This window comes from Maricaulis maris (genome assembly GCF_003634045.1).
Lineage (GTDB): Bacteria > Pseudomonadota > Alphaproteobacteria > Caulobacterales > Maricaulaceae > Maricaulis > Maricaulis maris.
The window spans coordinates 338138-351106 of sequence record NZ_RBIM01000004.1 but is presented as its reverse complement, the minus strand read 5'-3'; the positions used below and the strand labels follow the sequence as shown (position 1 = coordinate 351106).

Below are 12969 nucleotides of genomic sequence, written 5' to 3'. Positions count from 1 at the left end.
CTGTCGGGCGGAAGCCCTATGTAGTCCGGCCTCAATTCGAACTCAGATTGAACGGATGAACTCCCATGCAGATTTGGGATGTCTTGATCATTGGTGGCGGGCACGCCGGCTGCGATGCGGCCGCGGCGTCCGCGCGGCTGGGCGCTCGCACCCTGTTGCTGACCCACAAGAGCGAAACGATTGGTGAGATGTCCTGCAATCCGGCCATTGGCGGATTGGGAAAGGGACATCTGGTTCGGGAAATTGACGCGCTCGACGGTGTCATGGGTCGGGTCGCCGATGCGTCGGGCATCCAGTTTCGTTTACTCAACCGGTCCAAGGGACCGGCGGTACGCGGGCCGAGGACCCAGTCTGATCGGGCGCTTTATCGCGCGGCGATGCAGGCTGAACTCAATGGCACTGCCAATCTCGATATTCATGCCGCTGCGGTCGAGGACCTGTTGTTTGACGGCGAGACCTGTGTCGGTGCTGTGGATGCGGACGGCCGCGAGTATCACGCCCGAGCTGTGGTCCTCACGACCGGAACATTCCTGCGTGGTCTGATCCATAAGGGCGCGCAACGCATTCCCGCCGGGCGTGTCGATGAGGCCCCGTCGATCGGATTGTCTGACACGCTCTACGGTCTCGACCTTCGCATGGGACGGCTGAAGACCGGGACGCCGGCGCGGCTTCGTAAATCGTCGATCGATTGGGACGCGCTCGAGCAGCAGGCGGCCGATGATGCGCCGGTGCCCTTCTCTTTCATGACGGACGAGATCCGTGTTCCGCAGATCAGTTGCGCGATTACCCGGACGACCGAGGCAACGCACAAAATCATCGCAGACAATCTTGGCCAGTCGGCTGTTTATTCCGGCGCCATCGCTGGTCGGGGGCCCCGTTATTGCCCGTCTATCGAGGACAAGGTGGTGCGGTTTGCGGATCGATCCCAGCACCAGGTTTTCCTGGAGCCGGAAGGTCTGGATGATGACACGGTCTACCCCAACGGCATCTCCACCTCGCTTCCAGACGACGTACAGCAGCGCTTTCTTGAGACCATTCCGGGGCTCGAGCAGGTCGAGGTTAAACGCTACGGGTATGCGATCGAGTATGATTATGTCGATCCGCGTGAGCTCGATGCCACGCTTCAGATGCGCAAACGACCGGGGCTCTGGCTGGCCGGCCAGATCAACGGCACGACCGGCTACGAGGAAGCGGCCGCGCAAGGCGTGATGGCTGGTGCGAACGCGGCGCTTTCCGCGACGGGGCGCGAGCCGTTCGTGCTCAGCCGGTCCGATGCCTATATCGGTGTGATGATCGATGATCTGATCACGCGCGGCGTCAGCGAACCCTATCGCATGTTTACATCGCGTGCCGAATACCGGTTGACCTTGCGGGCGGACAATGCCGACCAGCGCCTGACCCCGAAAGCGGTAGAGCTGGGCCTGGCCGGGGTTTCACGTGAAACACGGTACACAGCGAAAATGGACGAGTTGTCGGTCGCGCGTGGTCGGACGTCGTCACTGTCCCTGACGCCGAACGAGGCGAAAGCCCACGGCCTGTCGGTCAACGCTGATGGCAAACGGCGAAGCGTGCCGGAATTGCTGGCCTATCCGGACGTCGATTGGAGCAAGCTTAGCGGGATCTGGCCGGAGCTCTTGGAGATCAGCGCGGGTGTCGCCGAGCAGATCGAAATTGATGCGCTTTATGCCGGCTATATCGAGCGTCAGCAGGCTGACATTCTGGCCTTCCGTCGTGATGAGTCCGTGCGCATTCCACGTGATCTGGATTATGGCCGGATCGGCGGTTTGTCGAACGAGGCGCGTGAAAAGCTCGAGCTCGCCCGACCGGACACGCTGGGTCAGGCGGCGCGGATTGAAGGGGTCACGCCGGGCGCTTTGACCGCCGTGCTGGCCCATGTGAAGCGGCGTGCGCAGGAGGCCAGCTAGATGGATCGGGTCGCGTTCGGACGCGAGACCGGTGTTTCACGTGAAACACTGGACGGGTTTGAGCTCTGGCGCCGCCTCCTCACGGAGACGAATGCGCATACCAATCTTGTCGGCCGTTCGACGCTTGACCAGTTCTGGCAGCGCCATGCGATGGACAGTTTCCAGCTTCTGGATCACATCTCGCCGGATGTGAAACGGGTCGCTGATCTGGGTGCGGGAGCCGGTTTTCCCGGCATTGCCCTGGCGCTTGGCTTTCGCGATCGTGGCCAGGCTGCGCGCGTCACGATGGTCGACTCCATCGGCAAGAAGGTCGCCTTCCTGCGCAAGACGATTGATGCGCTCGCCCTTGATGCCGAAGCCCGCTCGGTCCGCGTGGAAACGCTGGATCCGGCCGAGGGGTTCGACCTGGTGACGGCCCGGGCCTTCGCGCCGTTGAATAAATTATTGGGCTATGTCGCGCCCTTGCTGAAAAACAGGGCCCAGGGCCTTTTCTTCAAGGGACAAAACTATCGCGATGAATTGACCGAAGCCGGTAAACACTGGACATTCGATCACGAAGTCATACCCAGTCGGACCAGCGACGGGGTGATCCTGCGCATTCATGAGGTGGAACGTGCCAAATGACGTCCAGCGCGCCAAGGCGCCCCGTGTTATTGCTGTCGCGAACCAGAAGGGCGGGGTGGGCAAAACCACGACCGCCATCAATCTGGGCACCGCGCTGGCGGCCATAAAGCAAAAGGTCGCGATCATTGATCTCGACCCCCAGGGCAATGCGTCAACCGGCCTTGGTGTGCCGCCGGCCAAGCGCAGTCTGACATCTTATGATGTCCTCGTTGGTGGCGATTCCCTGAAGTCAGCCTTGGTTCCCACCGTGGTCCCCGGCCTCAGTATCGTGCCGTCCGACGAGCTTTTGTCAGGAGCCGAGCTTGAACTGGCCGATGATCAGCGCCGGTCCTATCGTCTCAAGCGCGCGATTGATCAAAGCATGCAAATGCTTGGCCCTGATGCTGCTGGTCTCGATTATATCCTGATCGATTGTCCGCCCTCGCTGAATGTTCTGACCGTGAACTCTCTGACCGCGGCGGACGCGATCCTGGTGCCGTTGCAGTGCGAGTTTTTTGCATTGGAGGGGCTGTCTCAGCTGCTCAAGACCATTGAGCGGGTTCGCGGTCATCTCAATTCGCGGCTGGATATCCAGGGCGTCGTCCTGACCATGTATGACAGCCGCAACAATCTCTCGGCGGAAGTGGCGGCCGATGTCCGCGAGCATTTCGGTGACAAGGTCTACAAGACGGTGATCCCGCGCAATGTGCGGGTTTCCGAGGCGCCGTCGGTCGGGAAGCCCGTCCTGCTCTATGATATCCAGTGCTCGGGATCGCAGGCCTATATCAGCCTGGCCAAGGAAATCGTTCAGCAAGAACGAAAGCGTCGTCGCGAAGAACAGGGTGAAGTGGCATGAGCGCCAGCGAAAAGAACAAACGTCTCGGCCGCGGCCTGTCGGCCCTGCTCGGTGAGACCGACACTGAAGGCTATAGTGTCCCGGAGACGACCAATGAACGGCCATCGACGTCGTCCCGCGACGGCGTCCGGATGATCCCGATCGAGCTGATTGCGCCCAACCCGGATCAGCCGCGCAAGACAATCACTGAGCCGGAGCTGAATGCACTGGCCGAGTCGATCGCCGACAAGGGCATTGTCCAGCCGATCCTGGTGCGTCCGGTCGATGGTGGTGAGCGTTTCCAGATCGTCGCTGGCGAACGCCGCTGGCGTGCGGCCCAGCGGGCGCGATTGCACGATGTGCCGGCCCTGGTCCGTGAACTGACCGATCGCGAGACGCTCGAAATCGGCATTGTCGAAAATGTTCAGCGTGCGGATCTCAACCCGGTTGAAGAGGCTCAAGCCTATCGCCAACTGATCGATCGTTTCGGCCATACCCAGGAAGATGTGGCGCACGCCGTCTCGAAGAGCCGCAGTCATGTCGCCAACATGATGCGCCTCCTATCACTCCCTGACATGGTGCTCAAGCTGTTGGCTGGCGGGGAAATTTCTGCGGGTCATGCGCGTGCGATTGCCAATGCACCCGATCCGGAAGCGCTCGCAGAAGAGATTGTTGCCAAGGGTCTGTCAGTCCGCGATGCCGAAAAGCTGGCTCGTGCCGCCAATAATCCGGCTGCACCGGAAACCAAGTCGTCGTCGACGACGGCCGGCGGCCGGAAGGACGCCGACACCCGGGCACTCGAGGTCGATATCACGGCCCGGCTCGGTCTTGCGGTGGATATCCGGCACAGCGCCAAGGGCGGTGAGTTGCGGGTCCAGTACACAACGCTGGAGCAACTGGATGATGTTTGCCGGCGGCTGAGTGCCGAGACCGGGCGAGGGCACTAACGACCCATTTGTGCCGCACCGCGTGCGAGTCGGATCAGGAGATCGCCAACCAGCGCCTCAGCAGGTGCGCCGGAGCGTTTGACCGCCCGTTCGGCGTCGAAGGCCAATTGTCGCGCGTGATCGAGACGACGCCCGCGCCACAGCGACAATTGTCGTTTGAACGCATCCGCCTGAGGCCCGAAGCGCGGCGCCCCGCTGCGTGCCATCGCCCCATCATTGCCGCCGGCCGCATGTACGGCGCCGAGCTGATCAAGTCGGCGTTGCAGCGCCCGTAGGATACCCACCGCCGAACCACCCGCCGTGATCGAGCGGTGATAGGCGCTATCGGCTTTCTCCATTAACCCGAGCAGTGCCGGCGCGAGGACAGCGTCGAGTTGCGCTTCGCCCTGATCGGCCGCGATGGCCTCGATATCCTCGCGCGTGACATCATCCTCGCCCTCGGCGCGTTGGGTTCGGAGGCCCTTGTAGAGAATCAGCTTCTCGATCTCACCACGCGCCAATGCCCGGTCGCCCTCGAGCCGCGGCATCCAAAGATCACGCGCATCCCGCGAGAGTGTCAGATCCTCAACCTTGAGCATGTCTTCACAGAGTGATTCGAGTGAATGAGCGTTGTCAGCATAACATGCTATAGATATTGCCCTTTTCGCCGGTTCGAAGGTTTTTCTAAGCTTCCCTCGCGGCGTTAAATCTCCGGATTCGACCAGCAGCACCGCTTCCGCTGCGAGAGAGCCGTCTTCGAGGGCCTTGATCAGCTCTACAATCGGCCCGCTTCCGGTTTCACCGTTCAGGCGGACACGGACGAGTCGTTTGCTACCGGTCAGCGACATCGCTGCCATCGCATCGGCAAGACCGGCCGGATCGGATTTGAGGTCTTCTTCGGTCAGTTGGGTGAGCGCGAAGGGATCGTTCGGATCTTCCAGGACCGCCGCGACCAGCGTCTGGGCCCGTTCATGGGTCAGGCCGCGATCGGGACCATAAATCAGATAGGCGCGTATGGACGGGTCCGGCTTGCTGACCCGAGCGTCGGCATCGCGCGCACTCGCCTTCACTGCGTGTCGGCGTCCTGCAGCGCCCGAACGAGCTGATTGGCAATCCGCTCGGCCGCAAGCAGGGCGGCGCGCTCAGTGGCGTCGCGCTCGGCGGTAACCGAGGCATAGACTTCCCGGGGAAGATTGTAGGAGGCCTCGGTGCGCACCGAGCCGGTAATGACCGGCTCGACATCGCCGTCGCGGAACAGACCATAGTCGACAGTCAGGCCGATGGCATAACGCGAAACAGCGGCATCCGCACCGACGCCAAGGCCGACACGGCTAGACTCGCTTTCGGTCCGCAATGTGTAGGGGCCGCGGGCGTGTCGAGCCCCCATCCGATCTAGCAGGGCCTCCTGCAGATGAAAATCAACCAGTTCACGCCCGGTCTCGACATGAATGTCGGATAGCTGGCCACCAATGCCGGCCCCGCCATACATGGGCGTGAAGCCGCATCCGGACATGGCCAGACCCGCCATCGCGGCAAGACTGGCAAGGAAGACGCGGCGGCTGGAATCCATGAGATCTATCCTGCGACGATATTCACGATACGATCAGGTACCACGATAACCTTGCGCACGGTAAGCCCTTCCAGGGCTCGTTGCACGGTTTCGTCGGCCATCGCCTGCGCCTGCACCGCATCCTGAGAGGCGCCCTTGGGTGCTGCAATCTCGGTGCGGCGCTTGCCATTGACCTGGACCGGCATCACGACCGTGTCCTCGATCAGAAGACCGGTATCACCCGCGGGCCAGGCGGCATCGATCACCAGACCGTCGCCACCCAGCCGTGACCAGCACTCCTCTGCCAGGTGCGGCACGAACGGCGCAATGATGCGGACCAGGATGCCGAGCGCCTCTGCCTTCGCAGCGACCTCCGCCGCGTCACCCGGCTCGAACTTGCGCACCACATTGACCAGGTCATGCACCTGGGCGACGGCCGAGTTGAAGCGGAAGCCCTCGATCGAGTCGGTAACCGAGTGCAGGGCCTTGTGTGCGGCACGACGTATGTCGAGTGCAGCCCCTGACGCATCGGACGCTACGGTCAACGGCCCCGGGGCATTGTCCGGCAGGGAGATGATGGTGGTCCATAGGCGTTGGATGAAGCGCCAGACGCCCTCGACACCACTGTCGGTGTATTCGACATCGCGCTCCGGCGGCGAATCCGACAGCACGAACCAGCGAACAGCGTCGGCGCCATAGCTTTCGATGAAAGCGTCCAGGTCGACGACATTCTTCTTCGACTTCGACATTTTCTCGATGGAGCCGACCGTAACCGGCTTGCCGGTTGCAATCTCCACCATGCCGTCGCCGCCACGCTCGACGTCTTCCGGCGAGAGCCATTTGCCTTCAGCCGACTTGTAGGTTTCGTGCGTCACCATGCCTTGGGTGAACAGGCCGGCGAAAGGCTCGCCGGAGCTCATATTCATCAGGCCGGCATCGTTGAGCGCGCGGGTAAAGAAGCGCGCATAGAGCAGGTGCAGGATGGCATGTTCGATCCCGCCGACATACTGGTCGACCGGCATCCAGTGCTCGGCCTCGCTGGCCAGGAAGGGCGTGTCTTCCGACGAGGGCGATGTAAAGCGCAGGAAATACCAGGATGAGCACACAAAGGTGTCGAGCGTATCGGTCTCCCGGCGGGCCGATTTACCACAGGAAGGGCAGTCGGTGTTCTTCCAGGTCGGATGGCGCTCGAGCGGGTTGCTCGGATGATCGAAGGTGACACCGTCCGGCAGTTTGACCGGCAGCTGCTCTTGCGGTACCGGCACGACACCGCAATCGCCGCAATGAACCACCGGGATCGGACATCCCCAATAACGTTGACGTGAAACCAGCCAGTCGCGCAGTCGATAGCTCGTGGCGCCCTTGCCGAGATGCCGCGATTCCAATTCCGAAATGGCCCGCTCGATTGCGTCGGTCGTGGACAAACCATCGAGGAAGCGTGAATTATAGATGGTGCCCGGGCCGGTATACGCCTCGTCGCCGATCGTGTGGCTTGCTGCATCAGTATTGGGCGGCAGGACGACGGGATTGACGGCGAGATCGTATTTGCGGGCAAATTCCAAATCGCGCTGATCGCCGGCCGGCGAACCGAAAATGGCGCCGGTGCCATAGCCCGAGAGCACGAAATTTGCCGACCAGACCGGCAATTCCCAATCCTTGTCAAAGGGATGGCGAACTGTGATGCCCAGGTCGACACCGCGCTTGGGCGCCTTCTCGATCTCCTCCGCCGTCGTGCCCATGCGGGCGCATTCATGCATGAAACGATCAATTTCCGGATCGTCGGCGGCCAGTGCCTTGACGATCGGATGGTCTGGCGCGAGCGCCAGGAAGCTAGCGCCGAACAAGGTGTCCGGCCGGGTGGTGAAAACGTCGATATTGGCGCCGAACTGGGCCGCCAGGTCGGCGTCAGTCAAGGGGAAGCTGACCTCAGCGCCGCGTGACCGCCCGATCCAGTTGGATTGCATTGTCCGGACCTTGTCCGGCCAGCGATCGAGCTCATCGAGTGCGTCAGTCAGTTCGTCGGCATAATCCGTGATCTTGAAGAACCATTGATCAAGTTCACGCTGCACCACCAGGGCGCCGGAGCGCCAGCCGCGGCCATCGATGACCTGTTCATTCGCCAGCACGGTCTGGTCAACCGGGTCCCAATTGACCTTCGCCGTCTTGCGATAGACCAGGCCGCGTTCCATCAGTTTCAGGAAAATGGCCTGCTGGTGCCGGTAATAGGCCGGATCACAGGTCGCGATTTCCCGGTCCCAGTCGAGCGCGAGGCCCAGCCGCTGCAATTGTCCGCGCATGGCGTCGATATTGTCATAGGTCCAGGCGCCTGGGTGCACACCGCGATCACGGGCGGCGTTTTCAGCCGGCAGGCCGAAGGCGTCCCAACCCATCGGATGCAGGACATCAAAGCCGCGCGCGCGCTTGTAGCGCGCGACCACGTCGCCCATCGTGTAGTTTCGGGAGTGGCCGACATGAATCCGCCCGGACGGGTAGGGAAACATTTCGAGCACATAGTATTTCGGCTTGTCATTGCCAGCGCGCGGGCCAATGGCCTTGAACGCATCACAGGCATCCCAGGCCGCTTGCCACTTGGGTTCGGCCTCGCGAGGATTATATCGTGTCATGTCTGGCCCGCGGCCGCGCCGCGCCCCCGGTAATCAATCAGGCTGTGCAGCCGGATCAGTTTTCCAGCTGCGAGATCCGCAGTTGGCGTGCGCGGGTCAGGATCGCGTTCTCGATGTCATAGGCGGTCTGGGCGCCGGTTTCGGCATCGATCCACTCGCCGCTGTCGCTGCGTACCTGACGGAAAACGCTGACAGCCAGTGCATCCGCACGCAGCCGGGTATCGAGAATATAAACCGTGAGCTTGAAGCGCTCGCTCGCCATTTGCGGATTGGCGTACCAATCGGTGACGATCACGCCTCCGAACGGATCAACCTCGGCCAGTGGCATGAAGCTGATCGTGTCGAGACTGGCGCGCCACAAGAAACCGTTCACGCCAATGCCTTCCGGCTCGACAACACGGTTGTTGGCGAGCGGGTTTGACAGCGAGGGCAGACGCAGCCCGGACGACTCAGATGAGTCCGCCGCATCGGCGTTGCGCGAGGCGCAGGCCGGAAGGGCAAGAATTGCGGCAGAAAGGATCAATCCAAGAATCCGACGGTCCGACATGTGCCGTGACTCCTTCGAAACAAACGGCGAAAACGCACGAGAAACTGCAGGACGCGGGTGCGCCTCAGGTTTTGAATGGTTTGTATAACACGCGAAATCGCGCACGCCAGCGATGAAAGGCACCCTGTGAGCGTGACAAACCTGCAACATGTTTGCGTCAACACGCAACCGACCCTTTTCCGGCGCTTGACCAGACGCCCGGCCTCACCTCCTGTAAGGCGCGACGTCCGGGGGGACGGGGCCGATCGGCGGGACCGCGAGAGATGATACGGACTGTCAGCGCGATACTTGTCGCGGCTTTGTCCGGAACACTTGCGGGCCCGCCGGCATCCGGCCAAGGCGCGGGTTCAGCCGCCGCCAATTTTTCCGACAATCTCTTCGCCGAGGATGTGCACAGCCTCGACTGGCGCGCCGATCTTGGTCTTGTCCTGCTCGCTGGCGATACGCCGCGCGACGGTGCGGAATGGCTTGCCGATATCCAGTTCGGCCTTGATTTTGAGAGCTTTACCGATGGTGGCCGACGCTGGGGGCTGGTCCTGACCGGGCATGCCGAGCGTGACCTGTATATCGATGTTCAAGGCGGCCGGGTTGGCGCCTGCCCGGCGGCCATTGGTGACTGTGCGACGGTCGGCCCGGCGGGTGCGCCCTTGACGCCGGTCGCACCTGACAGTGGCCTTTACAGTGCCGGCCCGGCATCGGGAAACCGGGTGCGCGCGGTGTTGTCTGAGGCCTATGCGTTTGCGGATACGGGCTGGGGTGAAATCCGTTTTGGCTATGGGGATGGCGCGGCCCGGCTTGATCCGGTTGGCGGTCCCGCTGCCGCCCGGCTGATCCGCGCCGATGGTGGTCATCTTCTGGCCGCCTCACGTCAGGCGATCCGCACCGAGACACCGTTCTCCGGCCAGGATCCGAAACTGGTCTTCCGTTCGATCGCCCTCGGCCAGGAAACCACGGTCGGTACGCTAAGGGCCGCAGTGTCGTTCACGCCCGAGGCCAGCCAGTGCGGCATTGATTATTGCCCTCGCCGCACGCTTCCCGGTGGCCAGGTCGGCGCCATCAACACCGGGATCGCCGAGCTGGCGGTCAATTGGGATATTCGTCGTGGCGAGCATCAGTGGGCGATCAGCGCAAGTGCCAGTCATGCTGGCGGTGCTGATGGGGCGCCCGGTTTCGACCCCGTGTCCGGGCTGGATGCCGGCTTGTCCTGGCGCTGGCGGGACTGGCGTGCCGGCGGGCGCTGGCGTCGCAGCAATAACGGTGTGTCCGGCGACGGTGACTATGAAGCGCTTTCGGCGTCTGTCGGCTGGGAACAGGGCGACTGGCTGACCACGCTGGAATATGCGGCGTACAGTGACGACTTCGTGCACAGCGATGGAAGCGCCTGGCAAGCCGCAACCTCGCGCCTCGTTGGCGATCATGGCCTGGTTGCCCTCGGCGTTCAGGCCGCGCGGCGCACCGAGCCCGACGTCGAGATCGGCGGGCGTGTTCAGCGCGAGATTGACGGCACCACCGCATTCATCGAGCTGGGTTGGCGGTACTGACAAATCCGCCACAGGACTCGGACTTCTTTCACCCTCGCCGCAGATTCTGTTTGGGCTGGCAAGCTGTGCTGCGTTACAACAGAGTGGCGTGAGGGAGTAGTACGATGGTCTGGCGGGTCAATCCGTTTGAAATCATTGGAAAAAAATCGACTGTGGCAGGTGCTGCCGCGGCCTTGATCCTTTGCACCCCCGCCGCAATGGCCCAGGACGCGACGGCTGAGACCGAAGTGTCAGCGCCCTGGTACGAAGCTTTCACGCTGTCGATGGCGGAAGCGCCGACGCCGGAGCTGGAAGAGGGCACGACCTATGATTTTGAGCTGGGCGAACGCTGGGGCGTGACCGTCGGCATTCAGGATCGCAGCGACACCCGCGTGAACAATGATCTCAGCGCCGGTGCCTTCGTGACCTTTGGTGATCGTATCCGTCTTGGTGGCCAGGTTCGCTTTGCGTCCCCGGATGACAGCTTCTTCGTACGCAATAACGATGATGAAGAGCGTCAGCCGGAAATCAAGTTTGAGTCGGCGCTGCGTTTCTGATCGCGCCGACCACGGCAACACCAGAAATACCCAATCCTTCCAATCGGCCTATGGTTCGGGCGTTGATTCCGCCGAGCGCATGGACGGCCAGCTCGGTCTGTCTTGCCCAAGCGGCCAGCGCCAGCGCCCCCATCGGGCGGCCCGCGCTCGGACTGGCACTGGGAAAGACAGTCGAGACAAGTGCCGCGTCGATGCCCGCTCTTGCGGCGCGTTTGAGCGCCATCGGCGAATGCGCCGACGCCGTGAACAGCCGGATATCGCCATGCGCCCGCGCCCGAGCCGCCAGCGGTAGATCGCGCTCGGGCCAGTGAATGCCATCGGCGCCACACCGCCGCGCCAATCCTTCATCATGCGAAACCAGAAAAACCACGCCGCGCCGCCGCGCAGTTCTTGCGGCGAGCTCAGCAAGGCGCGCGCGGTTGGCGGCGCCGAAATGGCGGTAGATGAGGCCACTGCCCGGTGGCAAGGCATTCGCGAGAGCAACCGGATCCGGCTGACGCAGCGGGTCGGTCAGGGCCAGAAATGGCGGTAAGGCAGCCCGTTTCAGGCCGCCTAGCTTGGCGGCTGCGCTTGCCAATCCGGCCACTGCATCGTAGGGCGACGTCATGACTGCTATCCCTGATATTGCCGCCCGTCGCGACGGCCTTCTCGCTGAAATCCGGACATTGGCAGGCGATTTCGGACGCCTTCCAGACGCCATCAAACTGGTCGCCGTGTCAAAACGCCAGCCCGAAGAACGGCTTGAGGCCGCTTTGGCCGCCGGTCAGCGTGTCTTCGGTGAAAATCGGGTCCAGGAAGCACAGGCCCATTGGGCGGCGCGGCGGGCCGACTTTCCGAACCTTGAACTGCGCCTGATCGGTCCGCTTCAGACCAACAAGGCGGCTGAGGCCGTGGCCCTGTTTGATGTCATCGAAACGCTTGATCGGGAGAAGCTGGCGGCCAGCCTTCGCAAGGAGATGGACCGGCAGGGCCGCACACCGCGGCTTCATGTTCAAGTCAACACCGGTGACGAAGCGCAGAAGGCCGGTATTGCCGTGTCCGAGGTTGGCGCCTTTGTCGGCCGCATGCGCGAACATTACGGGTTCTCGATCACCGGTCTGATGTGTATCCCGCCGGTCGAGCAGCCGGCCGGGCTGCATTTTGCATTGTTGGCAAAGCTGGCCGCTGAGTCTGAAATCGCCGATCTGTCCATGGGCATGAGTGCCGACTATCCGGTCGCCATCGGCCTGGGCGCAACCTCGATCCGTGTCGGCACGGGCTTTTTCGGCCCCCGGCTGGACTAGGTTATCCGCAGACTGTCACCGGCACGGGCGGCAGCCAGCAAGGCGCGGACATCGACCGGGTCCAGTGCCACACACCCTTCTGTCGGCTCGTAATCGCCGCGTTTGCAGTGCAGGAAAATCGCTGATCCGGCGCCGCTCACCGGCGGATCGTCATTATGGCCGAGGACCAGGATGATGTCGTACAGCCCGTCCTCGCGCCACAAAGTCTCGTGGGACGCGGGATAGGGAAGGCGGACCGGCCGGTTATAAGCCGGGTCTTCCGGTGCATCACACCAGCCATCATCCCGTTGCAAGGGCCGGCACGGCAATAAGGTTGGTGGCGGTTCAATCCGGTCGGCGCGATAGAGAACGCGGCGCAATGGATAGCATCCGAGCGGCGTCGCACCGTCGCCCTCACGCTTGTCTGACGCCTTCGTGACTCCGCTTCGACCGAGCGCTGCGCGTACGGTGCCGGTGTCCAGCACGAGGCTGCCATTCTGGCTGACTTGCCAATCCATCCAAAAAACGTATCGGGAAATGCGGTGGTCGGCGAGGGACGTCGTGCACACCAAGTGTGCCATCGTCCACTTCGCCTCCCCCACCACGGAGCTTTGTCCACGC

General features: G+C 62.5%; 13 protein-coding genes. 7 read left to right on the top strand and 6 right to left on the bottom strand.

The window, feature by feature from the left end:
- Positions 1–65 precede the first annotated feature (65 nt).
- The 4 genes from mnmG to C7435_RS10230 are packed head-to-tail and all read left to right on the top strand — an operon-like array spanning position 66 to position 4310.
- Positions 66–1925, top strand: a complete 1860-nt coding sequence (gene mnmG, locus C7435_RS10245) for a tRNA uridine-5-carboxymethylaminomethyl(34) synthesis enzyme MnmG (RefSeq protein WP_121211292.1) — start codon at positions 66–68, stop codon at positions 1923–1925.
- Positions 1926–2549, top strand: coding sequence for a 16S rRNA (guanine(527)-N(7))-methyltransferase RsmG (gene rsmG, locus C7435_RS10240; protein ID WP_121211290.1), 624 nt, complete (start codon positions 1926–1928; stop codon positions 2547–2549).
- Positions 2527–3384, top strand: a complete 858-nt coding sequence (locus C7435_RS10235) for a ParA family protein (protein WP_075190177.1) — start codon at positions 2527–2529, stop codon at positions 3382–3384. Before rsmG ends, C7435_RS10235 begins: the two co-directional genes overlap by 23 nt.
- Positions 3381–4310, top strand: a complete 930-nt coding sequence (locus C7435_RS10230; RefSeq protein WP_121211288.1) for a ParB/RepB/Spo0J family partition protein — start codon at positions 3381–3383, stop codon at positions 4308–4310. Before C7435_RS10235 ends, C7435_RS10230 begins: the two co-directional genes overlap by 4 nt.
- Here the strand turns inward: C7435_RS10230 and holA are convergent.
- The 4 genes from holA to C7435_RS10210 are packed head-to-tail and all read right to left on the bottom strand — an operon-like array spanning position 4307 to position 9009.
- Positions 4307–5359: a DNA polymerase III subunit delta gene (gene holA, locus C7435_RS10225; RefSeq protein ID WP_121211287.1), complete on the bottom strand. Its 1053-nt coding sequence runs from the start codon at positions 5357–5359 to the stop codon at positions 4307–4309. The genes C7435_RS10230 and holA overlap by 4 nt on opposite strands.
- Positions 5356–5859 carry an LPS assembly lipoprotein LptE gene (gene lptE / locus C7435_RS10220; protein WP_121211285.1) on the bottom strand — a complete coding sequence of 168 codons (504 nt, stop codon included), beginning with the start codon at positions 5857–5859 and terminating at the stop codon, positions 5356–5358. Before lptE ends, holA begins: the two co-directional genes overlap by 4 nt.
- A 5-nt stretch (positions 5860–5864) precedes the next feature.
- Positions 5865–8462, bottom strand: coding sequence for a leucine--tRNA ligase (leuS, locus tag C7435_RS10215; RefSeq protein WP_121211284.1), 2598 nt, complete (start codon positions 8460–8462; stop codon positions 5865–5867).
- A gap of 55 nt (positions 8463–8517) precedes the next feature.
- Entirely contained in the window at positions 8518–9009 is a 492-nt protein-coding gene (locus C7435_RS10210) for a DUF3576 domain-containing protein (protein ID WP_075190172.1), read from the bottom strand.
- A 263-nt stretch (positions 9010–9272) separates the two neighbouring features.
- On the opposite strand from C7435_RS10210, the gene C7435_RS10205 reads away from it, so the two are divergent.
- Both C7435_RS10205 and C7435_RS10200 read left to right on the top strand, forming a co-directional pair.
- On the top strand, positions 9273–10550 hold the full coding sequence (locus C7435_RS10205; RefSeq protein ID WP_147422676.1) for a hypothetical protein: 1278 nt from the start codon (positions 9273–9275) through the stop codon (positions 10548–10550).
- Positions 10551–10723: 173 nt separating this feature from the next.
- Positions 10724–11086, top strand: a complete 363-nt coding sequence (locus tag C7435_RS10200) for an NtrZ family periplasmic regulatory protein (protein ID WP_158025601.1) — start codon at positions 10724–10726, stop codon at positions 11084–11086.
- Here the strand turns inward: C7435_RS10200 and C7435_RS10195 are convergent.
- Positions 11058–11693: a thiamine phosphate synthase gene (locus C7435_RS10195; RefSeq protein WP_083635102.1), complete on the bottom strand. Its 636-nt coding sequence runs from the start codon at positions 11691–11693 to the stop codon at positions 11058–11060. The genes C7435_RS10200 and C7435_RS10195 overlap by 29 nt on opposite strands.
- Between C7435_RS10195 and C7435_RS10190 the strand changes: the two genes are divergently transcribed.
- Positions 11692–12369 carry a YggS family pyridoxal phosphate-dependent enzyme gene (locus C7435_RS10190; protein WP_121211281.1) on the top strand — a complete coding sequence of 226 codons (678 nt, stop codon included), beginning with the start codon at positions 11692–11694 and terminating at the stop codon, positions 12367–12369. The genes C7435_RS10195 and C7435_RS10190 overlap by 2 nt on opposite strands.
- Here C7435_RS10190 and C7435_RS10185 read toward each other — a convergent pair.
- A complete protein-coding gene (locus C7435_RS10185; RefSeq protein WP_121211280.1) occupies positions 12366–12866 on the bottom strand; it encodes a L,D-transpeptidase family protein in 501 nt (166 codons plus the stop codon). The two genes, C7435_RS10190 and C7435_RS10185, sit on opposite strands and share 4 nt — an antisense overlap.
- Between the last annotated feature and the right edge of the window lie 103 nt (positions 12867–12969).